The sequence below is a fragment of the Alicyclobacillus acidocaldarius subsp. acidocaldarius DSM 446 genome (genome assembly GCF_000024285.1).
Taxonomy (GTDB): Bacteria; Bacillota; Bacilli; order Alicyclobacillales; family Alicyclobacillaceae; genus Alicyclobacillus; species Alicyclobacillus acidocaldarius.
In genome coordinates this window covers 35,435-59,914 of sequence record NC_013207.1, presented here as the reverse complement: position 1 = coordinate 59,914, position 24,480 = coordinate 35,435, and the positions used below count along the sequence as shown (strand labels likewise).

Genomic DNA, 24,480 nt, shown 5'->3' with positions numbered 1-24,480 from the left:
TCAAAACTTCACCTTCGGCGCTGTGTCGCGAACGACGCGGCCGTCACGGACTCGATACGTCCCTGGCGCCAACCCGTTCGGTCCCCGTCGGATGGTCCACACGCCTCGTTTCACAAGCACCTGGGCTTGCCGGTGAAGCCGAAAAACGATTCCTGTGCCCATCACAGGAGTGGAGTAAGCCGTGCCTCGATCCACGGCATAAACTCGAGCCTCCCATGCTGGACTATCGGTCAAATCCAATCGGTGCCAACCGTCATGCCACCGCGGGCGAAACACAAACGACAAAGCGTCTAACGCCCAGCGCCAAGACGCCTTCCCCTGAAGATCCAGACGCCCCAAAAGCACGCCCAGTCCAAACGCGACGCCCGCGGCCCAAACGAAAGGCGGAATGCGCGGAATCCAGTGATACAATAGCCAGCCAATCGGGAAACCCGGGAACACCCACGAAATGCTCATGATCACGAAACTGTCTGTGGTCAGTTGGAACCAGCGGCCCAGGACGATCTTCCCTGGGCCGCTTCCCAACGTCCGGATCTCGGTCTTTCGGCGGTAGAGTTCGCGATACGAACGGTAGTACACCCCTCAACCCCCACTCGACGGCGAAATGGCACCGAAGATCCCGATGAGCATGTTGATGAATTGCCCGAGATCCAAGACGATGAACATCAGGACCAGCGTGACCCCAAATTCGATCGCGGCCTCCTTGTGCTGCTTCTTGCGAAGCGCACGGCCGATCAAGAAAATCGCCACACCCAGAATGACGAAGAAGGCCACCGCCTGAATCGGCCCCAAAACAGGCTGAATGGCCTGCATGATGCCCGAGACATCGCTTTGCACCTGGCCCGTGGTGTCCGGGACCTGCACCGTGATGCTGCTCGAAAGCCGGACGAAGTTCATCGTAAATCGCCTCCTTCTTGTATGCGGGCTTCGTCAGACACGCCGCGCGTTCTTCACCGCATCCACCACGCGGTGAAGAAGTTCGAGCATGTGCTGCATGGCAGGCACCGTTTCGGATGCCCACATCACTACGACGATGAGCGTGCCGAGAAGGAACAGGGTGTGAAAGATGTGGTCAAAGATCCCGTCCGCTTCGAACCACGCAATGCGAAACGGATACCGGCGGCCAAGCGGCCAGAAGATCGGCACACCCGCACGCGTCAGCATGTCGACCAGCGGGTGCGTCGCCACCCCGATCCAGGCCGCCATGATGACAGGCCCCAGATCCACATGCCCAAGATGCGCGTGTCGAAACGACCACGCGAGCAGGAATAAGGCCCCTATCGCCCACACCGTGTGGGTCAAAGTGCGATGAGGAATGCGCAAGAGTTCGCACGCCCAAGCCAGGGGCGGCAACATACGCGCAGGCGTGCTGTTGGGGCTGTCCACGTCTGGGAGCGGCGCGGCAAAGTACCCTGCCGCCATGCCCAAAACGCCGGGGATGGAGATGAAGGGCACGTGGCTTGCCATGAGAAACCCCGCCGCTGCAAGGACACCTGCCGCCTGATGGGTGCGGTGCATCATTGGAGGACACCCCGCTGGCGAATGGCCAAAAGCGCACCCATGAGCGCACCGGACATCGTGGGCGCTTCACACTCCGCGAACACGCCGTCGCCCTCCAGGCTTGCAAGACACGTGTCCGCTTGGCTGCGCCCTAACTGCACCCGCAGCCCGAGCCGCTGACACAAGTCAAGAGCCGTTTCGACTTTTTCCTTCTCGTCTTCGAGCCGGGCATAGAGTTCGTCAAAGTACTCGTGGATGGTGTCGACCGTGGACATACGAATCCCCCTCTCCAGGAGAAGAGGGGGATGAAGGACCATCAGCTGTAGGAAATTTGAACTGGATGCCAGACTGCGGTGGTGACCCAACTATAAATCGGAACCGTTTGAGTGGTGGGCACAGCAATGGCCGCGACAATTGGATTCGCCAAAAACTCAAGGAGAAAATACCAATCTTGAGGATCTGAGACGTTGGAAAAGTTAAATGACCATCCTCCAGATTGACCTGAGCTTAAATAACTTTCGGACCCTGTTCCCATCTGACCATAGATCGTCTCAGGCATCACAAAGATCCCAACTGGCTTCATGGTACTCGGGTCGATGCTCGGAAGAGAAAAAGTGAACGTTGGATTGCCGTTTTGCGAACTCACTGATATGTTTCCAGTGAACCCAATCAGGTTCGTGCATTGCTTGTCAATAGCTCCAGGATAGGGGGATGTGCAAATTGCACCGTTATTCGTAGCGTCCGACGTGCACGTTACCTGCTGGTTTCCCGCCAAGACTGTGCATTGAGCGTAGGACGGATTCTCGTTGTTTTGGTTGACAGTTTGTTGAAGAGAAAAGGTCCAATTCGTAACGACGGTTTGCTGACCCGTCTGCTCATACATCTGTGTCGTCGTGTTGTAGCCGCCCGTAATGGACACCACTTGCGATTGCGCCAACGCTCCTGTCACCGTGGCCGCTCTTGCCTGAGGCACGAACATCAATGTGGCTGTTACCGTCGCCAGCCCAAAAAGTAGCGCAGCTAATATACGAACCGCGCGCCTCATCCCTATCACCTCCAACCTCACCGATGGACGATCAAGACACATGCAATGGCGCTAGCGAGTAGAAGGATAGCCAGAAAGAATAGATCCACGCCTACGTATTGCATCCAAGTCCCAAATCTCCACCACCACATGCGTAACTTGGGATACTCGTTTGGTAATTCGCTGGTGTGTAAACGTGCAAGCTCCCATGGCCAAAACGGCGATTTGTATTTCCACGGCGTTCTTCGGTAGGCCAAACAAGCATAGACCAAATTCTCACATAAGCGCACAAAACGCTGTATTCCAGATTTAGTTTCAAGGTTCAATTTTTCGAACGCACGGTACCACTCTCGCGCATCTTCCGGTGTGCTGTTCCGAAACAGATCAAGAAGTCGATCTCGAACTTGGTAACGATGTTCGATGAGCTCCTGCTTCTTGAGAAAAACGTCGACTCGATTGCTGATATCGTAGGTGTAGGGTCGTAGAATCTGATATCCCGGTTCGATGTATGTCTTAAAAATCTCCTTTTTTACATCGTCTAACATACGCCCTCTACCTTTCACTCTGTACAATACATAGGAATAACTTCCGCTTGCTGAAAAACTCAACAAACCACTGATCACATCTCCGCGCATGCTATGCCTCCTTTTCATAGCAAGGTCATAACATGCGCTGATTTGACCATCGATTTGATTACTCCTGCATCGCCTCCGGCACCGTACGCGTCGCGCTCACCGTAACCTTGTCGTCGAAGACTTGAGCGACGCCGAACCACTGCAAAAACGCGTTGGAAAACGACCAGGGGTTGTCATAGGTCACCGAGACCGTCACCGTGTCATCGTAACCTTGGGGCGCATTGGGACTCGCAGAAAATGAGTAAGTCACATCTTGATCCCACGGACCCCAGGCCATCTGGGATTGCTCCAGTTGCCACATCGCGTTCCCAGCCGCTTCTGCTTGAGGTATGTTAATGGCGCCTTCGTCTTCTCCATCTTGGAACAGCAGTTGTTGGGCCGCCGTATCCGCCACAGACAATAGCGCGTGATGGAGCACCGTATTGTCGTACAGGGTGGTTCCGACGTCCAGGCCCAACACCGTAAAGAGCATGAACAGGCTCCACATGAGCAGGTTGCCGGGGATGAAGCCCACTCTTCTTCACCCCCGTAGAACATCAGCCATCGCGTTCGCCAAGTTCTGGACAGTCTCGTCGAAAAGTCGATCTCGGAACATCGCCAACGTATTGAACAAGAGCGTCGCCTTTTGCAGTTGCAGTTGCTCTTGTTCGATGTCGGGTTCGCCGTACCGTCCGGTGCGGATCACGCTCGGCAGGACCTCGCGCGTCGCCCAGCGTTGAAGAGCCCGCGCGTGTTCATCCTTGCCGACGAGTGACAGGCGCAGCATACCCGACTCGCGTACCACATGGATCTCCTCACGTCCGTCTAGACCTTCGAGAATCACACTGCCCTGCTCATCGTCATCCAACCGTCGAAGCGCCTTCTCGACGTTGCGAAGACCCACCGCCTCACACACGCCCATAGCGTCAAACAGCGGTTCGCCGTCGACCCAGAAGACACGCACTTGGGTACCGTTTGCGAAGACTGCCCAAGTCTGTTGCATAGGAGATCGCCTCCTCCCGATGGAGTGTGTGGTGCAGGACAAAAAGAAAGGCCCGCCGAAGCGGGGCAGCACGGACAGCCTTCCCAGGTATATTCGCCTTATGGTAGACTAAACATGAAAACAGGAGTCGGTGCGGCCAACACCGACTCCCGGGCACCAACGCCTCGAGCGTTGCCCCTGCCCGTATTCGTGTTGCGGGCAAGTAGCCGTCCCAAGGGCGCTAACCGTTGGGGGCGGCTACTTGCGTTTCAGCAAGGTGACCAGTGCCACGACGAGCGTCAACAGGTAACGACAAATGACCCAAACTGGATCATCAGCGACAGCGCTTCGGCTACGTTCATGGCCCCACCCCCTCCCTCTCGGGCAGGGGGTGCCCCCAAAGGTTGATGCCAATATCAGTTTACGTGTTCCTCTTCTTCAGCATCTTCTTGAAAAGTCGTAGACGTGATCATCGAGCAGCATCTGCGTAAGCTGTTCGTTATGCGCATCCAGAAAACGTCGAGTCTCGACATCGATCTCGTCCATCTCGTTCTCCAACTGCTCCAACAGCCACCGAATCCGCGATAAGTCCCATCCGCGCTCTTCGAACATCGCAAGAAAATCAGAATACAACGGTTCCACATCCGATGGGATGCGATCCTTATTCTCCAGATACCACACGATGTATTCGAGCTCCACCCGCGCGCGTTCCGTCAAACTGCGCATGTACTCCAGTTGCGCATAGCGGGTCAGCGGATCCGCATCCAGCAGTTTGCGAAAGTATTCGTCCACAAGAGGCTTCCCCAGCTTTGCGATTTCCTCTTCGGTAGCATCGGCGTGCGCTTGCACCAACTCGTACGCCTTCTGATGGAATTCCATAATCAACGCCTCAACATCCCTGACCATCCTTGATTCCCTCCAACCACAGCTTTACATCGTCAGTGAGACGGGTTGTTGCCCATCAAGCAGATCCGCAATCTTGCCGTCAACCAACACGCCCGCGGGCTTGCCGTGCTGGACTTGATAGGCAATCAGATCGTCGATGTACTTCGCTTCGTCCATGAAGGCCGCGATCATGGTCTCCAAATACTGCTTTTGCTTGACCAACGTCTCCAAGTCGGCAAACGGCAAAGTCGCATGCGCGAACTTTGCGCCTTGTTGCCGATACGGCACCATCGCCCGAACTTTGCGACCTAAGACACGTATCCTGCGCAGCGCTGTGCAGTAATAGTCGTTGTAGAACGCGTTCCATCCCTTCTCGGGCGTAAACACCCTCCGTGCATACGGCTCCACAAGATCGCGGTTCTGCTTTCCGGTCTTCTTGTCAGTGAAGGTAATGCGATATGACAACTCCTGCAACATTTCCATCGGATACACCAGCATTTGCTCTTGTGCTTGTGCCATCTGGCAATCACACCCCTTTCACCAGATGGGGAGTTGCAGGACAAAACAAAACGGCGGCGGCCCGATGATCTCAGGCACGTCGCCGACATGTCATATCTGTCATTTCAACAACCTCGGTCGCTGAGTGGCGCGGAGCGTGTCGACGATTTTGGCCATAAACGCGCTGACTTCCTCAAATCCCTCCATGCCGTTTGGCCCGACTCGTCGTTGTTGATAGAACTCGTCCACAACCCAGTCCACCTCACCGCCTGCCTGATGACAGACCGTCCAAATGTCCATGACCGCGCGTTCCAACTTCGTATAGAGCTTGCGACGTTGAACGCGCACTTCGTGTTCATCTTCGATCTTTTGCAGCGCAGGCGGCACTTGGAGTTGTACGACCGGCGCGCCTTGGCGCAGCTCCTGGATCTTTTGCTCGTAACGCGCCAGCAACTGTTCGGTCGCTTGATACTTCGACTCCAGCTCTCGTTTTTGCTGCTCGATCTCCACCGCCCGTTGCTTCCACGCCTCGATCTCTTGCTTCACTGCATCCGGCACCACTTCGACGCGCTCTACGGGCCGATTCTTCAATTCCTCGATCTCCCGCTCCAACTCGGCAATTCGCTCGCGATCCTCTTTCCGCCCGCGCTCCCGCAACGCGGATAACTCCTGCTCCAGCGTGACCACGCGCCAACTCTGAGCCTGGAGATCCCGAATTCGACGTTCCAACTGCTCAATCTTCTGGCGATCTTCTTCGCGCCCTTGCTCACGTAACTCCGCGAGTTCCGCCTGCAAACGCGCCGTCTCCTGGTCGCGTAGCTCAGCCTCTTCGAGTCGCCTGCGCAACTCCTTGGTCTCCGCGAACGTCCGGTTCGCGATCTCCTCTCCCAACGCCTCGTACAAGCTACGCTGGATCTCTGGGCTTAGGTACGCCAACTGTTCGGCGGCGCTGGTGCCGAGCTTGCCGGAGGAGACCAAAGCTTGGAGTTCGGGGATAAGATCGTTGAGTTTCAATAAGCGTTGCGTCGTCGCCACACTCTCACCAATAGCCTGGGCGACATCACGGTAGGACTTCTCAATTTGAGAAGTCCTCTGATTATTGCCATGTCGGATGCCCCAGTACTCCTTAAGGAACTTCGCCCTTCTGGCCTTCCTCATCGGATCATTGTCCTCGCCGCGTCGTTCTTCGTTGTCGGCAATAAGCAGGTACTCTGCCTCTTCAGGCGACACATCGTAGATCGCCACCGGTACCTGCTCGATCCCGAGCTCCTTCGCGATCCGATACCGTTGGTGTCCCGCCAAGATCGTGCCGTCCGGAAGAATCTTCAACGGATCCCGGATGCCGTGGACTTCGATGCTGCGCTTCAGCTCCTCGTACTTCTCCCCATCCAGATCCGCGTAGTATTCGACGTTTTTCGGATGCGGCTTGAGACGATGGATACTCATTTCGCTCATATCTCCAGCCCCCTCATCCAAGCGTGGAATGTAGGACACATGTGTGCCTCCAAACAAATCGCCCACCTGGTCTCCCTATCGGGACGACAGGCAGACGATTTGCGATTCAGATATCGATCACCGTCCAGCGTCGCCATCGCCATCCGTCGAACTCGACGTGCTTTCGTCGCTTGAGGTTGACACGCGCCCGGACCCGCTATACCGATACACTCCGCTGTACGAAGATGTACCTCCATATCCGCCGCCGATCCACATCGGCAAGAAGATAGGATAGCCACCGTCATTATTGTTGTCTGCCTGCTGCGCCGACTCGTACGCGCTCATCGCATCGGTAAACGCCTGGCCGACGTCACCCTGGAGCAGCGCTTGGCTCACCTGATCCGCGGGCTCAACCTTGCCGTTCTGATAGGCGAAGTCGATGTCGAAGTCGTGGTCGAAACGGATCTGCACAATCACGGTATCGCCGAACGTGTAAGGGCGAAGGTACACCGTGTCACCCACGTCGTTGCCCAATGTTTGGAGAAAATCTTCGATGGTTTCGTGATTGCGAGGAATCGGGTACAACAGCACCGCCTTGTACGCCGCGATTTCTTGCGGCGTGAGTTTCGGCTTCGCCGACGTTGTGTCGTTTGCCGTGCCCGACAGCGTGGCAGTGGAGCACCCCGTCAAGAGAAGTACCGAAGAGGCGAGCAATGCGGCCACCTTCGATTTGGACATGTGCATCCCTCCCAATAAGACGGGGAATGCACGACAAAAAACCGCCCTGCATCGTTTGCAGAGCGGCTTCGTTCATTCACCCGAGCGCAAGACATCGCCCGGCGTCACATGGCCAACCTGTAACCGTCGAAAGTGTTTCTGGTTCCAGGTCAAAACCGTCGGACACTTACTGTGTCGCGCTTTCGCGGCAATGTACGCGTCGATATAGTCCACGTGTTGTTCGTCAAAGTCGCGAAGCGCCTCGAGTACGATCTCCTTTTCCTCGATCTCAAGACCTTTGACTTCCGTTAATTGCTCCAGCACCTTCGCGATTTCTGTTGGATGCTTCCCGTAGAAGCTTTCCAGCACCCAGCACAACTCAGCAAAAACAATCGCCGGAACGCGCAAAGACACGAGCCCACGATCAAGATATTCAGCCAATTGCGCCACTTCTTCGGCTTGCTTAGGCGGATCCCCGGTTATCAGGCGCAACAGCACGTTCGAGTCAACCCACATCTCGGACGGGTGAACCGACTTACTCACCGGCGCTCGCGTCTCCGTTTAAGTATTTCTCCCTAGCCTTGGAGGCATAAGCCGCCTTTCGTACTACACTGATGTCCTCCGGACCAGTGCCTGGTAAACTCCCAAGCAAAGAACGCAATGACTTCCGTTTGGCCACACGCAATCGAACTTCTCCGTCCACCACTTCGAACACAATGTGGTCACCCGGCTCTGCGCCCAACAAGCGTCGTATCTCGGCGGGAATCACCGTTTGCCCCTTGCGAGACAACGTGCTGAATGCCGTCATGGGTGTCTCCTCCACTGTTTCTCTTACCTCCATAATACGCTTTACCTTATGCTGAGTAAAGCATATGTGGTTTTAAGAAGAAGGGTTTAACGTTGACCTCAGATCTTCTCTAAGCATTGCCGCCCCACCACTCCGGCAGGGCGGCCACTCGTCTCACTTGCTGTTGTTCGGCGTCACTTTAATCTTAGTCGGCCCAGGCACTACATACATCTGATCCCATCCGTTCGGCACCGTCGGCGTCCAGACCGTGATCTCGGGATCCGTCCAGTCGCCCCAGTCGCCAATAGCTCGAACGATGATCATCGGCATGTACTCATCGGCTCCAACGCGCCAGTTGGGTGGCCATGCAGCGTACTCCGTGCCTGCGCTCGGTTCGTATTGATAGCCGTTGTTGTGCAGGTCATCGTAGGGCGCCCATTGCATCTGCGCACCCGGATACGGCACTCCGAGCGGATACTTCCCTTTGGGCCAGTCCGATTCCAGCGGATCGTCGGCATGGCACACCGGAGACTGCTGCCATGTGTTTCCGTCAATATATCCGGTCGTCCACTCGGTGAGGCTGTACGGATTCATGCGCCAGCGCCCCGCATAAGCCTGATCACAGGGCACCCAAGGCCCGCCTTGATCCGGAACCGGAATGTTCCACGCAAACCTCAGATGCTGCGTGTCATCGTTCGTCTTGCCTCCGTCCCAGTACAGACGAACGTCGGGACTGACCTCGTGGTAGACCGTTGGCACGTTCATGTGCAGGATGATCGTGCTGTAGATCGGCTGCGGCGGAGTAGACTGCGTCGCCGTGCACTGACCCGCTGCGTTCTGGGCAACACAGGTTGTGGTGGCGTTCGTCCAACCGCTGATGTACGTGTAAGCGTACGGGACGTTCTTCACGATCTCGACATAGGCTTCAAGGTGCGCGTCAAATTCACGACCGATGTAGCTCCAGTTCGGCGCAATTTGCGCCCACACCGTGACGTACCGGCTTGTGTTGTACTTGGACGGCTTGTTCATTGGGTAGACTGTGAACGCTCCGCCGTGCAGCGCGTCACCCAGCTTGCCGCCCCAAAGCGGGGTTTTGGCCTCCATAGTCTGAAGCACCCACAGGTGGATAGCGCCGCCTTCCCAATCCCAGCATCCGTGTTTGTTGGTGCAGATCCAACTACCGTATCCGGTCGCCACGGACGACGGGAACTTCACCGTCACCTGACCATACGACGATGGAATATCCTTTTCGTCCTGCGATTCGAATTCATACCCAAACAAGTCTCCGGGAGTCGCCGTAATCTTGATGATTACGGTATTGGGACCATTCGCGTTCCAGCCCGTGATCCCGATCGCCTTATTGAGCATGTCCGTCGGAAGTGTAATCGTCTTGTTCAGCACGCCTGACGAGAAGGTCTCCACCGTGCCGAGCGTTGTCCAATTCTTACCGCCGTTGGCGCTCGCCTGAACCGTAAGCGTGTCATCAAAGTTGTTCGGCGCGTTGGTCAAGATCGTCGGAAGGTCCCCGCCCACGTATGTCAACGTGATGGGCTGGCTAAAGTCCTTCGGATCCGCAGACGTGTAGTCCGGGGAGGTCTTGTAGATGCCACCGTCGTTTTGCCAGATCGCAAGCCCGCCGCTGGTCGGCTGGAAGAAGGTCGGCACAGATTGACCGATATAAGGGTTGGACGCCATGCCTTCGAAATCACTCGTTAAGACTGCGGCGCCCGCACCGTTCACCAGCTTTTGACCACCGTGCTGCAAGGCATTGAAAAGATCGAAGTCGTTGGCTACCTGGTTGGTCTGCCCCGCAAGCCCGCTCGGCGAGTTGTCAAACACGTCGACCCAACCTGTGGCGTCCGGAACGTAGATGTGACTCGTGGAGATCTCCGGTGCACCAACCGCATTGCCTAACAACCCGATGTCGCCCGAGGTCCCGTTGTTGAAGTCGACCCACGCCGCCTCGGCCTTGTTCTCCACCGGCAGGATGTAGGTCCCCGACGGCCCGGCGTACCCCGCCTCCAGCGCAGAGTAGGCACCGGCGCCACCCACGTGCCAATAGCTCTTCAACAACGAGATGGTACCGTTGTCGTTGAGTTGCCCGTAATAGATGTCCGTGTCGTAGTCGTTCCAGGCAATGTAGCCCTGCGCGGTCTGGATTACGCTACCGTTCACCGGCGCGCCCGAGGGTGTCTGGAATTTCGACACGATCTTGCCCGTCGTCGGGTCGATCACGTACAAGGTGCCTGTGCCGCCCTTGTTCGCCGCCTGGTATGCCGTGCCGATGATGATGTAGGGGATCCCACTCACCGAGTACGCCAGGACCGGCGTGCCGTCGATGCGGCTGCCGATGTCAATCTTGTAGAGCAAGGACAAGCTGCTCGCGTCGAAAGCGTACAGATAGCCGTTCTGCGAGCCGACCCAGATGGTGTCCTCGCTCATACCCGTGTTCTGCGCCGAGGCGTAGAGCGGATAGCCGACGACCTGGTTTTGATCGATGGGATCGCTGACATACATATTGTGTTGATCAGTGGAGGATCCAGAAGATCCACCGAATCCAGGAGCAGACGAACCATTTAGTCCAATCGGACTTCCATCAGGCTGGAAGCCGTAGAGATTGTCACCTGCTGCCAGGTATACATTTCCAGTCGCCTTGTCGATGACCGGAGCGCTGTTCGAGACGCCGGTGACGGGACGGTACCAATTCACTTGCCCGAAGGTTGAAGGATTCAGGCTGATTGATAACAGATATCCAGGCGCACTGGGATCGTCCGACGCTCCTTCGTTATTCGCGGGAACCGCCATGTACAACGTGTCATTGTACTCAACTGGGGTCGAATTCCCGTACCCTAAATGAAAAACCATGCCACTCTTTTTGTCCGTCACCGTGGGCCAAAAGGCTGTCAGACCCCAGAAGTACGACTCGTGGATGCCGTTCTCGTGCGTCCTCCACACCGAATCGCCGAACTGCGCCGCGGCATTGACAGTGGCGATCGCGAGCGCTTGCCCGGCACCAGGCGCCGCCACTTGCATGGCTCCCGCCTTGGGGCTCGGCCACGACACAAGCGCACCCGCCGTCGTCAACACCACCGCAACCGCCAACGCCTTCTTCGCTTTCGTGTTCATGCGCGTCTTGAACTTGCGCATAAAAAATTCACCTCCACACGCAGTGGGGGGGTTCAGACAAAAAAAGACCGAACGCGGCGAGTACGCTGTCTCGCCGCGTTCGGTCACGGGTTCACTGGATTGATTCCTTTGTGCCAACTCAAATTTGGTACAATGTCTAAACTGTAACCATAGCACCAGTTCCCCATAACGCCCTTCATTACGCCATTAGCGATGTAGGGTAGTTTTGCATCAGGAGGACTGGCTCCTTGAAACTGCGATTTTGCCGCAAGATAGAATCCTGGATCAATCGATGTCACGTAACCTGTTTTCGCATCTACTTCTTCGTCGATGACATAGTATCCCTTGAAGCCCTGACCATTATCTCCTCGACTTACGACTTCGACTACTGCATCATTCCCACCATAAGCCGTCCCCTTCAAGAACACCACCCACGGCCACTTCTGCAACACCTGGCCCGGCTTGAGATGCTGCACGTCGAAGTGCCGGTTGAAGAAGACGTTCTTTGGGTCGGGATACCACTGTGCGTTGTTCGCGAGCATCCCAAACATGCCCGTGGTGTGATGCGTCTGGGCCTGCTGCGCCTGGGCCACCGCCTGCTTGTAGAGCTGCGGCGTCACCTTGGTGTAGGTCGGGCGCGGCGTAGGGCCGGTCAGCGCCAGCGTGTTCGTCGTCGTGTCATACGTCGCGCCGAATCCCATCGCCTTGAAGAGCGTCAACAGGTGATCGACGTTCACGAACTGATCCGTCTGGCCCGTACTCGGATCTCGGATCGGGAACATCGTCACCTCATCGAGCAGATTGAGATTGACCGCGATGCTCGCTCCAAACGTCGCACTCTTCCCTGCTGTAGTGGCGTATCCACCACCTTCATACATGGGGAGCGGCTGACGATACAGTAACGTGTTAAACGTCCACGTCGTATTAGGCCCGACCCCAAAGCCGACAAGATCGTTTTCATGGACCGCGTAGCTCTGAATGCCTGCCTGCCCATTGAGAGCCGCTGACACCGCGTTCAACGGGATCATAACCTCGCCAGGCGTGTAGCCCACGACTTCGTAGTTGTCTGCAGCCTCAGTCCCCGAAACCTGCACGTTGGTCACCGCATACGTGTTCGCCAAGACCTTGCCATTCAACGTAATCTGCGCAGGCACGAGCGTCGCCAGTTCGTCACCTGCGACAATGTCTATGCTCGCAATATTCTTCATCGGCCCCTCAAACGTCACCTGCACCGCCCCGCCGCTGTCCGCATACGTGCTCATCGGCGCGGCGCACACGGCCAGCGCAGCCAGCGCGCCGAGCGTCGCCTTCGTCCACTTCTTCATCTTCATCCTGCTTAACCTCCTTTTGTCAGGATTCTATGCGAAGTTCCCTCAATTCGTGATCATTGGTTCTTAGTTCCTTGGTTGAAATTAGAATAACACGGATTGGAATAAAAATCAAGTGTTTGTCATCCACGATTGCGATTCAACCCACTTCTACCGTGCTTCCTCTCTGTGACAAAGATCGCGCATTGCGAAGTGTTTCGTCAATAATGAGTGTACCGTCAGACACCACCTTCGCCCCCATCACCACGTTTACGGGCTCGCCCGACGACCCATACTGAACCTGAGCGCACTCAGCTTGCCATTTGCAGAACCGTCTCCTGACCATGGCCCGCACCGATGGTGCGGGACTTTTTGTGATCGCGATATAAATTCCGTCAGTTATACCGCCACATCATCACACAACACATCACGAATCTCGTATACTCGTCAGCATCAATGGGTTATACTGAGAGCAATCCGTTGTCATTCGACTCACCCTGAACTCTTCAATCCCACCCCGCACCCCTGGGTGCGGGCTTTTTATCCCCAACTGAATCAACAAGGACAAGATTTGGAACAAAAAGACAAGGATTGACTTTGCGCATTGGTCTAAGCTCTATTCAGGCCGACACGCGCCATGCTCCAAGTGCAGATTTCGGAAAGCCCCGGTTCCTGAGACTGCGCCCCACATGGATGCGGGAACCGGGGCGAAGTTGGGTGAAAGGGTTGGCATCTCCTAAGCAGACGATGTATGATTTAAGTAGGCTGACGGCGATGATGAAGCGGTCGGCTGGAAGAGCCCCCGAATTCCCCCTGACCCCCTGCACCTTTAGCGGATGATGCAGGGGTATCGTCGTGTTTGGACACGTTAGAATACTCTCTTCCACCCGCTGCGGAGTTCGGCATACAGCTTCGCGTAGACCGGACAAAAATCGAACGCACCCGCGACGCGCACCGCGCATGTTTCGCAGATCTCGTTGTCGCACGTAACATACCTCCGGCCATCGGCCGCGTAGTCCACAACAAAATCGCAGAGAAGCGTAGCCTCACGTTCTTTGCAAAAGGGGCATAGGCGACGCCTTCGCCCGCCCGTGTCCCACCTCGGCGGTCCATTTCGACGGATCGCGTTGCGAATGTACTCCGGCTCCGAACATGAGCCGTCGCAATAGCACAAGGTCGAGATCCCTTCGTAAACGTTGCAGGGCATCGGCCACATCGCCTTAGTCTTTGTAGGGCGAGTCCGCCCGAATAAACAACGCATCTCCCCGCACCGAGTGGCGCTGGACGTCTTTTATTTGCTATTTCCCTCAATCCATTCCCGCTTCTTACTAACCATCCTTCTGTGGAGGCAGGCGGTGATCAGTACCAATCCAGCTTCGATGCTGAGAAAGGTGCTCCAGCGAAACAAGAAGGGAACTTGAGAAGGAAGGACGGACGGTGGAAGACAACTTGTGTTTTGTCCAGGTGAAACGAATTGATCACATACCCATGAGTTTTCCACATGCATGCTGATGGCACCCTGGATATAGAACGTTACCCCTGGGTACACGAAGATTTCTATCATGAGCAGAAAAAAGTAGATCACGAAGATCATCTGCCGCCTATGCGAAGTTAAAGAGCTCGTTTCATTCATCCGCTCAACATCCTCCTCATTACTCCAGCACTGGATAGTCTGAGGCTTTTTGCCCCTCAATCGAATCGGCAAGAGCAAGATTTCGACAAACCAAGTCAAGGATCGACAACGCCGCCTGGACTAAGCTCAGCTTAGGCCGACACGCGCCATGCTCCAAATCTGGCCGCACGACTCCTTTCTCATCGTTCCGGTTCTTGATGCTGCGCCCTATATGGATGCGGGAACCGGAGCAAATTGACGTATGATTTGGATAGGCCGACGGCAATGGCGAAGCGTTTGGCTGGAAGAGACCCCACCCCCTGATCCCCTGCATCGACGCAAATGGTGCAGGGGTTCGTTGTATTTGGCCACGTAAGGGGATCCGTCTCTGATCCGTCTCTACCTATTGCGGAGCTCGATGTACACTCCCGCGCAGGCCAGACAGAAATCGCACGCACCCGTAGCGCACCGCGATTTCTCACTTGCGCGACAGTCTAAAGCGTCTCAACTCCCCTGACCATCCAGTGCCCCGCCTGCTGCTCCAGTGTGATCTCCATCGCAAGCGGCACCCACAACCCCGTCGCCGGGTCCTCCGCCTGAAGCGACACGTAGAGCTGCGGTTCGGTCTTGCTCCCCGCCTGTAACAGCACCTGCTCAAGCTGCACGCTCGACGTCGTAAACGGCAGCGTCGGCAAGCTCACGCCGGCTACCACATCGTTGGTCGTCGGCTGACCTCCGAACCACGCCTGCACAAAGTTCTGAATGAACGTCTGCTCGTCTGGCGTCGGCGTCTTTCCCGACGGCGAATACGTGGTGATGAAGTTCGCCGGCTCCATCCATAATCCGCCCACCGCGACCGACTTGCCGTCTGTCACCACCAGCACGTCGACTTCCTGCACCTGCGTTTGTGGCCCATTGTTGCCCGTCTCACTCGCTCCGCCAGACACCGTCTCCCACAACGCCACCGGCACGATCTCCATCTGCGACGACAACACCTTGGGGTCGAGCGGCGTCGCCTGGGTCACTTTCACACTCTCTGTCGGCTTCGCGTCCTGCACGGACAGGCCAAGATTACTCAGCGTTGTCGTCCGATTCGCCGCGTCGCCCGTCGACACCACGTCCACCGCCGTCTGCACCGCCAGCGCCGCCGCGGCGTTCGGCAGCGGAAACTCAACCTTAGGTCGTGGCGGATGCACCGCGCGCGCCAACGTGCCAAGTCCACCGATCGCGGCTAACACCAGTAGCGTCCACGTGCCGTAACGTCCGACTTTGTAAGGGATCCGCAAACAAAATCGCCTCCCGCAATGAGTGCTCAACTCTTGCGGGAGGCGGCGGACAGGAGGAAAGACGAACCCATTTGACGAATTTGATTTGGCTCATTCCTTCATTCCACCTTCAGATGATGGGGAAAATTCAATTTTCTTGTCAGCATCGTTCTTCCGTTTTAGTCGCAGTTCTAGTCGATTGACCAATTTGAATGTCAACAGCGAAGCAACTAAATTCAGAATCGCTGCTGTCAGTATAACATTATATCCATTCACGATCAATTACCCCTCTTTATCATTAAATAACCAATCGCTCACTTTCTTTCGTTGCTCATCGTCAAGATGATATCGATACAGATTAAATAGCTTAATGAAAGAGAAAACATAGAAACACGAAGAGATCACACCCAGCCAGCCTGCGAAGTACAACACATCATCGCCTCCCGCCAAGGTTCTCTTACCCTTGCGGGGGGCGGCGGACATCTTGTCTGTCGCCCCCTACTCAGAAGAGGAGGAGGATGATATGGACAACATTACCTACGTCTAATTTATCTGACGCAGATCGACGGCCCGTATTTTGTGACCTTCCCGGAAGGCGAAGAGGCCAAGCCGAAGAAGTTTGGCTCAATCATCCGTCGCGACGACAACGGCAAGCAGAAGGTTTGTGTCAACTTCGTCTTCGAGGACGGTCGCATCAAAGAGAAGATGGTCTTCGAGCCAGTTCCCGATACCATCGAAAACAAACTTGTTGAAATGCTCCGCGAAACATGCAGTCCGCTGTCCCAAGCAGGACAGCGGACTGATTTGTCTTTCAAAATACGAACACGACTTCGACGACATCCTGACAGCAAGCGCCGCCTGGTTCTCGAACAGAGATCGGGCGGCGCTTCTACGCTTATCTGAACAATTCCTGCAAAACCTCGGTAACTCGCAGTCCCCAGTCTGCAAATGTTGGATCAAGCGGCACCCACACATCGCGCTTGCCTTTGGTGTAGACAGCCACTCGATTTTTCTCGTGCATTGTCTCGCTCCACCCGAACGCAACCAGCAGACGGATGATTTCGTTTATCACTAGCTGACGCAATTGCAGCATCTCTTCCACGGGCACTTCTGCCCGATTGCCGTCGATGCGCGCTTTGCGCGCCAACTTCAACGCCGAAATAATCAACGGATCTGTCACGGCGTTTTCTCCTTCCCCGCCATAATCAGCAACGCGACCAGTCGCACCGTCCCAAGGACGCACAAAATCCAAACCCACACCCCTACCATCGGTGACAGGATCTCGACCAACGGCCACGCAATCCACTGCCCGAACACCCCGCCGAGCGCAATCACAAACTCACGCCAGCCGTCGACACGTTCCGTCTCCACCGCGCCGGCGATCGGCAGCAGTCGCCATTCCAACACACCCAAACGCACGAGAATCGGCCCCCACCCATAACGGAATCGACACACGCGCGCGCCGACCAGCCAGGCGGCGCAGGCGTGGCCGAGTTCGTGGGATAACACGGCGAGCGCGACAGCCAGAAGGATGACTCGCGCCGTTTGTTCCAACGTCATATCTCTTCGTCCCCCAAATCGAGCGCCAACTGCACCCCGTTTTTGAACTTCTTCCGCCCGCGCCGCACATGCACGTCCGCCGTGCCTTTGCGCACATGCAGCATCTCCGCGATCTCCTTCCGGCTAAACCCCTGCAACGCCAGCTTCAGCGCCTCGCGCTGCTGCGGCGACAACTGATGAAACGACACGCGTACCCTAGGGCGCTCCTCCGCTTCGCCCGAGAGCAACGCGAGCAACTCGTCCTCGAAGGACTCCTGCGCCGCCAAGCGCTCCAGCGCCTCCTGCACCGCCGCCGCACGCGTCACCCGATGACGCGACAACTCCTCCCGTTCCCACAACAACCGCTCTTGGACCGCGCCGTATCGGCTCATCTGCGCCAACGTGAACAACATGTCCCGAGCCATGCTGCGCAGATACGAGCGATCCATCTCCTCCTCGCGCAGCTCTTGAATGACCCGACGAATTTCCTGCACCGCCACCTGCTGCTTGGGCGTCAGGCTTTCCCACACCGCTTCTGCCTGGTAGACGAAAACCTCCAAGTACTGCCGATCCTTCGTGTCCGCGTATTGCTCCAGATCGAGCCGGAGCCACTTCGGCCAAGACATCGACCGGATGCGTTGGAGCGTTCGCTGCCGCTCACGCGCCGAACGATCCATTTCCCGCAAGCGCGCCAAGAGTAGGCGCCGATTAAGTCGATACTCCTCGATGAGTTCCTGCATGGTGATGTCGGATTCACACATAAAGAAACCCCCCTCTCGATTAGAGGGGGATTGCACGACAAAATTCGCGTTTCAGACAATCCGATATTCTGTGCTACCGTCTCCGACCATTTGCCGCTCAAAAAAATGTGGCTCCCGGGGAGCCGCATTTCGGTTTGTACCTTGCTCCACAGACCTCCACGTAAATTCGGGACATGATGTCCCGAATTTACGACGCCTTGTCATTAAAATTGTGGTACCCGGTACCACGATTTTCGTCTGCTCAGCCCAAAGCGAGCACTACCCAAATTGCCAGCGCTGTATCAGCCACCCACTCATCTCCGTGCCACCAACCTGTTCGCCTGATACGCCACCCAGTCCCCGCTCTCCACTCGTTCGTACCCATCCACTTTGCGCCTCGCCATGCAGTACACCCATCCACGCAGCCCGTTTGCGGTGTCTGAAACGATCGCCCGATCGTAAAAGCTTGGATAACTCTCCAGCCGATCGAGCCGCGCAAGACCCTCGTCTTTCACCCTGACCCACTCGCCCGCGACCACACCGTCCTCCTCCAGCGTCACCGCCGGGAACGCCCGAGGTCGTACATCGCGCCGCGGATTTGACCTTCACCCAAATCAGCTACCAGATACGGTTCCATCACCGCTCGATTGCGTTGGCCCTTCCTCAATGTGCCGTACACAAACACGGTATGCACGGTCATGCACAAGCCCCCTCTCGATCTTAAGTCTACCTTCAGTTCAAATATACACCTTTACCTGGCGCCAGAAAACACATCATCCAAAATCTATTGAAAAATCCGTGCACAAGTGATAGGCTGGTCTTGGGAGGGAAACCCTCTCCTTGCACCCCCTTTGTCGAAAGGGGGTGAGAGGGATGTGGCAACATGTTGCTGCAATGCTCGTGGCGATAGGCTGGAGCCTAGCCCAAATGGGCTATGCGCTTGCAGATATCCTGCGGGCATTAAACGGCAATCCCCGCCCAGGCGCCGACCGAAAGGCGGGGAAGCCACACCCTAAGCGCAGGAGGGGTTAACCCTCCTGCTATGTTCATGATTATCTTACCACATGGGGCAATATGCGTCTACCGTCATATGCCTTCGACATATGCGGGTGCCATGCACATCACGACGCTGCTTGTTCTTGACGCGCAAGTGCCTTTCGCGCTTTTTTCCTCAGCCGCTGCACCGCATTGTCCACCGTCTTATATCCGCATCCTAACATCCGCTGGATCTCCGCATACGAATGCCCCTCGATCCGCAACCGCCACACCTCGCGCTCGAGCTCCGTCAATCTCAGCCCCCAGTGCCGCTCGGCCCATGCCACGAGTTCTTCCGCGGACACGCCCTTAGGCGGTCCGAACACCACATCCTCTACGCTCGGTGCCGCGGGATCGACGAACACGTCCAGCACCGTGCGCTCTGCGTCCTCGATCCATGGGCACTCCGCGTCAAGCGACAGCGCTGTCAAGTGTGTTGTGTGCTTTTGCCTGCGCGCCATCCGCAGCACCGTTTGGATCTCGCGCACGACGCACATCTTCGCAAACGCCAGAAACGGCACTTTACCGCGAACGTCGTAGTCTCGTATGGCCTCCCAGAACCCGATCCACGCGTGCTGCATCAGATCCTCGCGGTCGGCTCCGGGTATCCAGTAGTTTCGTATCCAACTCCAGACCCTGACGCGGAATTCACGATAGAGTGCGGCGAAAGCGTCCTGGTCGCCGCGCTTTGCCGCAAATACCAGTGTCGTGTCCATAAAGCATCGCCCCCAACAGTGGGGGCGATGAAGGGCGGTTGGGCTTGTATCCTGAAATGTTTATGAAATATTATCCCAAAGTTAAATTAGGGGTATTGGATATTCTTACTTTTGTTCTTACAAACTTGTTGGCCTAAAGGTGTGAGTTTTATATCGCGAGCATGTTCTATGGGTGACGAACCAATTCGCGATAGTCTAGCGTTTACCAATCCATAGGGACATCCCGGTATAGGATTGATAAGACTGCGAACTATATCAGTTACTTGTTGAGGACTCCATTTCAGTTTTTCAGCTAACGCTTGTTCGTCGTGAGCTCCTTCACACACGGCCAATATCAACTGATATTGATCATCATTTAACATCCAGACCGACATCTATATCTATTCCTCCTTTTTAAGGAATTTCATGAAAATAAACTGTTAATCACAGTTTCCCATTCATCTTGATCTACCACCTGAAAACGAACGATCCTTTCCGGAAATTGCAACCCAATCTGATCCCAGGTGGTCCGTCGCGCCAACTCATTGCAAAGCTCGAAAACTCGACGCTTATAATCGGTATCTTGGCTGTCCTTCAGATGTAGCCCTTTGGTTTCTAGGACGTATACAGTATCAAAGTCCCCTTTTCTCTGGGCACTCTTTTTCGTCGCGATGAAATCAGCCCAGATCTTATTTTTGCGCCATCCCTGTACGTAGAAGTATGGCCTTCTCTGGAGGTTGCGGAACCAAAACAACAGCTTTTCCTGACGGTCAAGGCAAAGCGCCACGGGACGCTCCAGCCCCTCGTTGAACCACTCCTCGGGCACGGGATCATCGAAAAGACTAAGCTGCACGGGCACGCCGTCATTATGTCGAAGTGTCTGTGCGTCCGCCGGCACCACGATGCTGCGCGGAACCTGATAGGCCTTGCCCGCGATGAGCACGAGCCGGAGACGATCCTGTTTAACGAGCTCCCGGAAGATTTTCTCGCAGGCCTCATCGACCTCCTGACGAATGGATGCCTCGAGTGTTTCCGCGATGAGGGGCTGATTGGCGGCGATCACATCCTCTGAATAGTTCCTGCGAAGGATCCGCAGCGCTCGATCCACCAGGCGGCGCGCCACCCACGGGTTGGGCACCACATTCTCGAGACGGCGCGTGAGATAGGATCGGTTTAAGGATACCTTCGTCCTGTACTCGACATGCTCCTTCTCCACAACGCCGCTTGTGCCTTCCACATAGCCGAAAGCTGTCTCCCAATCCTGAGTATCCCTCGGAGAAAGAACAAGGTCTCGGATACGCTGGAGCCGGAGCTTGTCCCAGTCCACACGTGAGAGAAGATCCATCTCGTAATCGATCTCCCGCTCGCGCCCTCCATCCAGCATCATGAAGCGCGGCAGGTACACCTTCCCCTCAAAGGGCTTAAAGCGCTCGCGAACGCCCACTGTCCTTTGCTCGCTCTTTTGCGCTTCGTCCGATTCTACGCGCACATGTGAGATGAGATCATCGAGACCCTCGCCGGAAAGCCCCTTCCGCACGGCCTCGGACAACTCGGAGGCCCTGCGCTGATAACAAAACACGTAGCTTTCATCGAGGGCCTGTACGCCGGTCTTCTTCGCATACGGCTGTCTGAGCACCCGCCCAATAAGCTGTGTCAGAGCAGTCTTGGAGGTGGGATTCGTCAGGATAGTCAGCACATAGGCAAACGAACAATCCCACCCCTCCTGAAGGGCCTGTTTGGTGATGATGTAGCGAATCGGACAATTCGACGACAGAAGGTCGATGTTCTCGATGTCATTCTGCTGACTCGTTTTGATGGCGATCTGATCCTCCGGCACCTTGTGGCTCTCGATCAACTCTGCCTTTACATGATCCGCATGAATGTATCCCGCATCTGCCTGGTCCTTGCCCGTGCGCTCCACCTGGATGAGGCATATAGGCCGGATGTACTCACCGCCATTGGCCTGATAACGCACCGCCTCTTCCTCCAGCGCGTCGCGCCAGGCCACGCTCTCGGCAAGCACATCACGCCAATCTGTACGCTGGCTGTTGTATACATGCAGGTCGAGCTTAATCATTCCTTCCTGATCCAGTTCACGCCCGCTGATGCTCACCAGTACGTTGCTGCCGCCAGGCGGCGTGGCCGAGAGTTCCACCACGATGGATGGATTAAACCCCGCAATCGTCCCCTGCGCACCAGGACTGTACGCCTTCTGCCCCTCATCGAGAATGACGATGGGCGATACCAACCGAAGCACATTCCCCAGGGACGTTTTAATCTGAAGCCCGAAGAACCCATCCCTGTCACCGAAGTAATCCAGATTCGGCACGTGCTCAAGTAGCATCTGATGCGCAGGGAAGTTTCCCTCCGGTGGGAAGAAGGCATCAAATCCACCGGCGTCCTGAAAGATCTTGAGCGTCTCCTTGTCCTTCCGGTTGGCCGCTGGCAACATGAGCATCAGAATGACAAGATGCTCCCTAATATCTTGCGGCGTGAACCGCTCAAACCTCTCCACAACTTTCACCCTGCCGCCGGTGGCAATGTCGAGAAACTGGCGGTAGGGATGATTCCGATCCCGCAACGACCGGAGCGTCTGCTCATAAATCTGGGTCGTGGGCACGATCCAGAGTACAAGTCCTGTTTGCCGGCGCCGATAAAGGCTCAGGATGCGATCGATGGTCATGACGGCGAGATACGTCTTCCCGCCGCCAGTCGGCACTTTGATACAGAAATTAGGTAAGGGTGTGCCGATACCTGTTCTTTTTGCATGATATGGTGCCGGCGATACCGCTTCCCATGCCGCTTTGGCGAAGTCCATTTGAGCGCGCGCCGCAGGCGAAGCCTCCTCATAGACCTGACGAGCCTCGGCCAACTTCTCCAGATACCGCTCCACCGTCTGGATGACTCGGCGTTGATACTCTTTGGGCTGCACACCCCTCACCCCCTGCGGCGATAGATCTCATATGGAAGCTGCGCAAACTCAATTCGGTACTCGTGCAGATAATCCTCCGACAGATAGCAGGCCGGCGCAAAAACCAAACGCTTACGTCCCGGTCCCGTCGGCCCAAGTGATTCCGCCAGGTCAATGGTAAGAGCCAGTGCCCGCAGCCTCTCCTCATCCGGCTCATATACAAGGTAGATGTCGTATTTAGACGTGGAACCAATATACCAGCGCAAGCGGTCCACTTGATCGCGATCAAACTGCTCTCCTGTGGCCGTATAAAAAACATATCGAGCAAGCTCTTCGTACGGCGGAAGATGTTCAGCGTCGAGCAATCCTTCGGGATCGATGGCTTGTCCTAATTCAAAGTAGGAAAACGTCCCACCAAGGCCCTCGCGGAGAGCCTTGTCCTTCGCATTTGGCACGCCCCGAATCACACGACGGACTCGTTCGGCAGTGATCCGGTCGGCATAATCCTCCATTTCAACGAGAATAAATTTGCGGTTACCACCGTCTTCCTTGTTCATAGACAAAACAGCATGGGCTGTAGTCCCGGATCCAGCAAAAGAATCTAGGATAATAGAGGATTTATCAGATGCTAGCCTGAGAATGTGTTTGACTAACTCTACTGGCTTCGGGTTATTAAATATACCAGTTTCTCCGAATATATCTTGGAGTGTCTGAGACCCCCGTGTGGTTGTACCATACACGGTCCACTCAGATGCCGACTCTTGATCGACACCCCGGTCCAAGAAAGACTCTAATGCGCCGTCTCCCCACCATGTTGTCTCGACTTCGCCGTACTGCCATTTTTCTTCCCAGAAAACTTTAAGCATAGGGCGACCACGACCATTTTTCCCGAACATAATGCGTCCATCGCTTAATAAGCGTTCGAATTCCTCCTTTGATGTTCTCCAACATCTCCCTTTTGGCGGTAGATGAACTTGACCAGTGTTTGGATTAACGATCTCATAGGTGAGATTTGCCCGGACATTGGGAGCATCAAAAGGGTCGAGCTTCCACAGCCCGCGTGGATCATTGTCCGGATTATCAAATTTCGAACGGTCTAAGGGAAGTGGTTTCATCGCGAAGCCCGTCTCAGAATACCAAACATCCGCATTATCTTCCTTCAGTCTCCGATTGCGTTGCCTGCGCATCTTTGCATATACCACAATGTGATTGTGTGCATCACTAATATCCGTGTCGTTTTGAACTGATTTTCTAGCCTGCCACACAATGTTTGCTACAAAATTTGAATCACCAAAAACTTCGTCTAGTAGCATACGAAGGTGATGATGTTCATTATCGTCACAACTCACAAAAATCGCGCCATCATCACTTAACAACTCTCGCAATAGCTTCAGCCTCGGCATCATCATACAAAGCCACTTATCATGCCGAGTAAGATCCTCTTTGTCGACGACCTTCCCCAGCCACTCCCGCATCATTGGGGAATTGACATTGTCGTTGTACACCCAGTTCTCAGAGCCAGTGTTGTATGGCGGATCGATGAAAATCACTTTGACCTTGCCGGCATACATGGGAAGGAGTGCCTTGAGCGCGGTCAGATTATCTCCATGGATGATGAGGTTATCATCCAGACGAACGCGGTCGGTCAGGCTTTTTTCTGGAACAGGAATTAACTCATGATATTTAACTGAGCCTTTTGCAGAATCGCGAGACCTTGTGCGGCAAGAGTTTTTCGAGCACAAAGGAGGACTTCACCCCAACTTGAGATAAAGAAAATGGTATCCAGCAAACCGCTTTCAAGGGGGCGAA

The 24,480-nt window shown here is 55.5% G+C and carries 25 protein-coding genes and 1 pseudogene; 1 reads left to right on the top strand and 25 read right to left on the bottom strand.

The window, feature by feature from the left end; genetic code table 11:
• The 18 genes from AACI_RS15320 to AACI_RS15240 all read right to left on the bottom strand — a co-directional run bounded on the left by AACI_RS15320 (nt 1) and on the right by AACI_RS15240 (nt 15,772).
• On the bottom strand, nt 1-579 hold the full coding sequence (locus tag AACI_RS15320; RefSeq protein WP_012812219.1) for a hypothetical protein: 579 nt from the start codon (nt 577-579) through the stop codon (nt 1-3).
• A gap of 3 nt (nt 580-582) precedes the next feature.
• Entirely contained in the window at nt 583-897 is a 315-nt protein-coding gene (locus AACI_RS15315) for a hypothetical protein (protein ID WP_012809983.1), read from the bottom strand.
• Nucleotides 898-930: 33 nt separating this feature from the next.
• Entirely contained in the window at nt 931-1,467 is a 537-nt protein-coding gene (locus AACI_RS15310; RefSeq protein WP_245530849.1) for a metal-dependent hydrolase, read from the bottom strand.
• A 50-nt stretch (nt 1,468-1,517) separates the two neighbouring features.
• Nucleotides 1,518-1,775, bottom strand: coding sequence for a hypothetical protein (locus AACI_RS15305; protein WP_012812217.1), 258 nt, complete (start codon nt 1,773-1,775; stop codon nt 1,518-1,520).
• Nucleotides 1,776-1,816: 41 nt separating this feature from the next.
• Entirely contained in the window at nt 1,817-2,545 is a 729-nt protein-coding gene (locus AACI_RS16230) for a hypothetical protein (RefSeq protein ID WP_012812216.1), read from the bottom strand.
• A gap of 17 nt (nt 2,546-2,562) precedes the next feature.
• A complete protein-coding gene (locus tag AACI_RS15300) occupies nt 2,563-3,159 on the bottom strand; it encodes a hypothetical protein (protein WP_012812215.1) in 597 nt (198 codons plus the stop codon).
• A gap of 58 nt (nt 3,160-3,217) precedes the next feature.
• On the bottom strand, nt 3,218-3,673 hold the full coding sequence (locus AACI_RS15295) for a hypothetical protein (RefSeq protein WP_012812214.1): 456 nt from the start codon (nt 3,671-3,673) through the stop codon (nt 3,218-3,220).
• 6 nt (nt 3,674-3,679) lie between these two features.
• Complete coding sequence (locus AACI_RS15290; protein ID WP_012809979.1) at nt 3,680-4,141, bottom strand: phage repressor protein; 462 nt, start codon at nt 4,139-4,141, stop codon at nt 3,680-3,682.
• 278 nt (nt 4,142-4,419) lie between these two features.
• Nucleotides 4,420-4,482, bottom strand: a complete 63-nt coding sequence (locus AACI_RS17350; protein WP_369699958.1) for a putative holin-like toxin — start codon at nt 4,480-4,482, stop codon at nt 4,420-4,422.
• Nucleotides 4,483-4,558: 76 nt separating this feature from the next.
• The gene (locus AACI_RS15285) at nt 4,559-5,026 is read right to left on the bottom strand and encodes a hypothetical protein (RefSeq protein ID WP_012812213.1); all 468 of its coding nucleotides are present in this window, start codon (nt 5,024-5,026) and stop codon (nt 4,559-4,561) included.
• 24 nt (nt 5,027-5,050) lie between these two features.
• A complete protein-coding gene (locus tag AACI_RS15280) occupies nt 5,051-5,524 on the bottom strand; it encodes a hypothetical protein (RefSeq protein WP_012812212.1) in 474 nt (157 codons plus the stop codon).
• Nucleotides 5,525-5,623: 99 nt separating this feature from the next.
• Nucleotides 5,624-6,958 (bottom strand): ParB N-terminal domain-containing protein, encoded by a 1,335-nt coding sequence (locus tag AACI_RS15275; protein ID WP_041708572.1) that lies wholly within the window; start codon nt 6,956-6,958, stop codon nt 5,624-5,626.
• Nucleotides 6,959-7,075: 117 nt separating this feature from the next.
• A complete protein-coding gene (locus AACI_RS15270) occupies nt 7,076-7,675 on the bottom strand; it encodes a hypothetical protein (RefSeq protein WP_008340687.1) in 600 nt (199 codons plus the stop codon).
• A 72-nt stretch (nt 7,676-7,747) separates the two neighbouring features.
• On the bottom strand, nt 7,748-8,152 hold the full coding sequence (locus tag AACI_RS15265) for a PIN domain-containing protein (RefSeq protein WP_245530677.1): 405 nt from the start codon (nt 8,150-8,152) through the stop codon (nt 7,748-7,750).
• A 37-nt stretch (nt 8,153-8,189) separates the two neighbouring features.
• Nucleotides 8,190-8,462: an AbrB/MazE/SpoVT family DNA-binding domain-containing protein gene (locus tag AACI_RS15260; RefSeq protein ID WP_012812210.1), complete on the bottom strand. Its 273-nt coding sequence runs from the start codon at nt 8,460-8,462 to the stop codon at nt 8,190-8,192.
• Between the two features lie 153 nt (nt 8,463-8,615).
• The gene (locus AACI_RS15255; protein WP_012812209.1) at nt 8,616-11,588 is read right to left on the bottom strand and encodes a pyrrolo-quinoline quinone; all 2,973 of its coding nucleotides are present in this window, start codon (nt 11,586-11,588) and stop codon (nt 8,616-8,618) included.
• A gap of 83 nt (nt 11,589-11,671) precedes the next feature.
• Nucleotides 11,672-12,898, bottom strand: a complete 1,227-nt coding sequence (locus tag AACI_RS15250) for a hypothetical protein (protein WP_012812208.1) — start codon at nt 12,896-12,898, stop codon at nt 11,672-11,674.
• A 2,082-nt stretch (nt 12,899-14,980) separates the two neighbouring features.
• A complete protein-coding gene (locus AACI_RS15240) occupies nt 14,981-15,772 on the bottom strand; it encodes a hypothetical protein (RefSeq protein WP_012809969.1) in 792 nt (263 codons plus the stop codon).
• A 558-nt stretch (nt 15,773-16,330) separates the two neighbouring features.
• Here AACI_RS15240 and AACI_RS16475 point away from each other — a divergent pair.
• On the top strand, nt 16,331-16,654 hold the full coding sequence (locus AACI_RS16475) for a hypothetical protein (protein ID WP_148213894.1): 324 nt from the start codon (nt 16,331-16,333) through the stop codon (nt 16,652-16,654).
• On the opposite strand, the gene AACI_RS15225 is transcribed toward AACI_RS16475, so the two are convergent.
• The 7 genes and pseudogenes from AACI_RS15225 to AACI_RS15190 all read right to left on the bottom strand — a co-directional run bounded on the left by AACI_RS15225 (nt 16,647) and on the right by AACI_RS15190 (nt 24,413).
• Nucleotides 16,647-16,931: a hypothetical protein gene (locus tag AACI_RS15225; protein ID WP_012809966.1), complete on the bottom strand. Its 285-nt coding sequence runs from the start codon at nt 16,929-16,931 to the stop codon at nt 16,647-16,649. The two genes, AACI_RS16475 and AACI_RS15225, sit on opposite strands and share 8 nt — an antisense overlap.
• Nucleotides 16,928-17,311 (bottom strand): site-2 protease family protein, encoded by a 384-nt coding sequence (locus AACI_RS15220; protein WP_012812206.1) that lies wholly within the window; start codon nt 17,309-17,311, stop codon nt 16,928-16,930. Before AACI_RS15220 ends, AACI_RS15225 begins: the two co-directional genes overlap by 4 nt.
• On the bottom strand, nt 17,308-18,051 hold the full coding sequence (locus AACI_RS15215) for a sigma factor-like helix-turn-helix DNA-binding protein (protein WP_012812205.1): 744 nt from the start codon (nt 18,049-18,051) through the stop codon (nt 17,308-17,310). The genes AACI_RS15220 and AACI_RS15215 overlap by 4 nt, the downstream gene beginning before the upstream one ends.
• Before the next feature lie 293 nt (nt 18,052-18,344).
• A pseudogene (locus AACI_RS17070) lies at nt 18,345-18,667 on the bottom strand (gamma-glutamylcyclotransferase family protein).
• A gap of 484 nt (nt 18,668-19,151) precedes the next feature.
• Nucleotides 19,152-19,781, bottom strand: a complete 630-nt coding sequence (locus AACI_RS15200; protein WP_012812201.1) for a sigma-70 family RNA polymerase sigma factor — start codon at nt 19,779-19,781, stop codon at nt 19,152-19,154.
• A gap of 403 nt (nt 19,782-20,184) precedes the next feature.
• Nucleotides 20,185-22,692 carry a DEAD/DEAH box helicase gene (locus AACI_RS15195; RefSeq protein WP_012812200.1) on the bottom strand — a complete coding sequence of 836 codons (2,508 nt, stop codon included), beginning with the start codon at nt 22,690-22,692 and terminating at the stop codon, nt 20,185-20,187.
• Nucleotides 22,693-22,697: 5 nt separating this feature from the next.
• Complete coding sequence (locus AACI_RS15190) at nt 22,698-24,413, bottom strand: site-specific DNA-methyltransferase (RefSeq protein ID WP_012812199.1); 1,716 nt, start codon at nt 24,411-24,413, stop codon at nt 22,698-22,700.
• Nucleotides 24,414-24,480 lie beyond the last annotated feature (67 nt).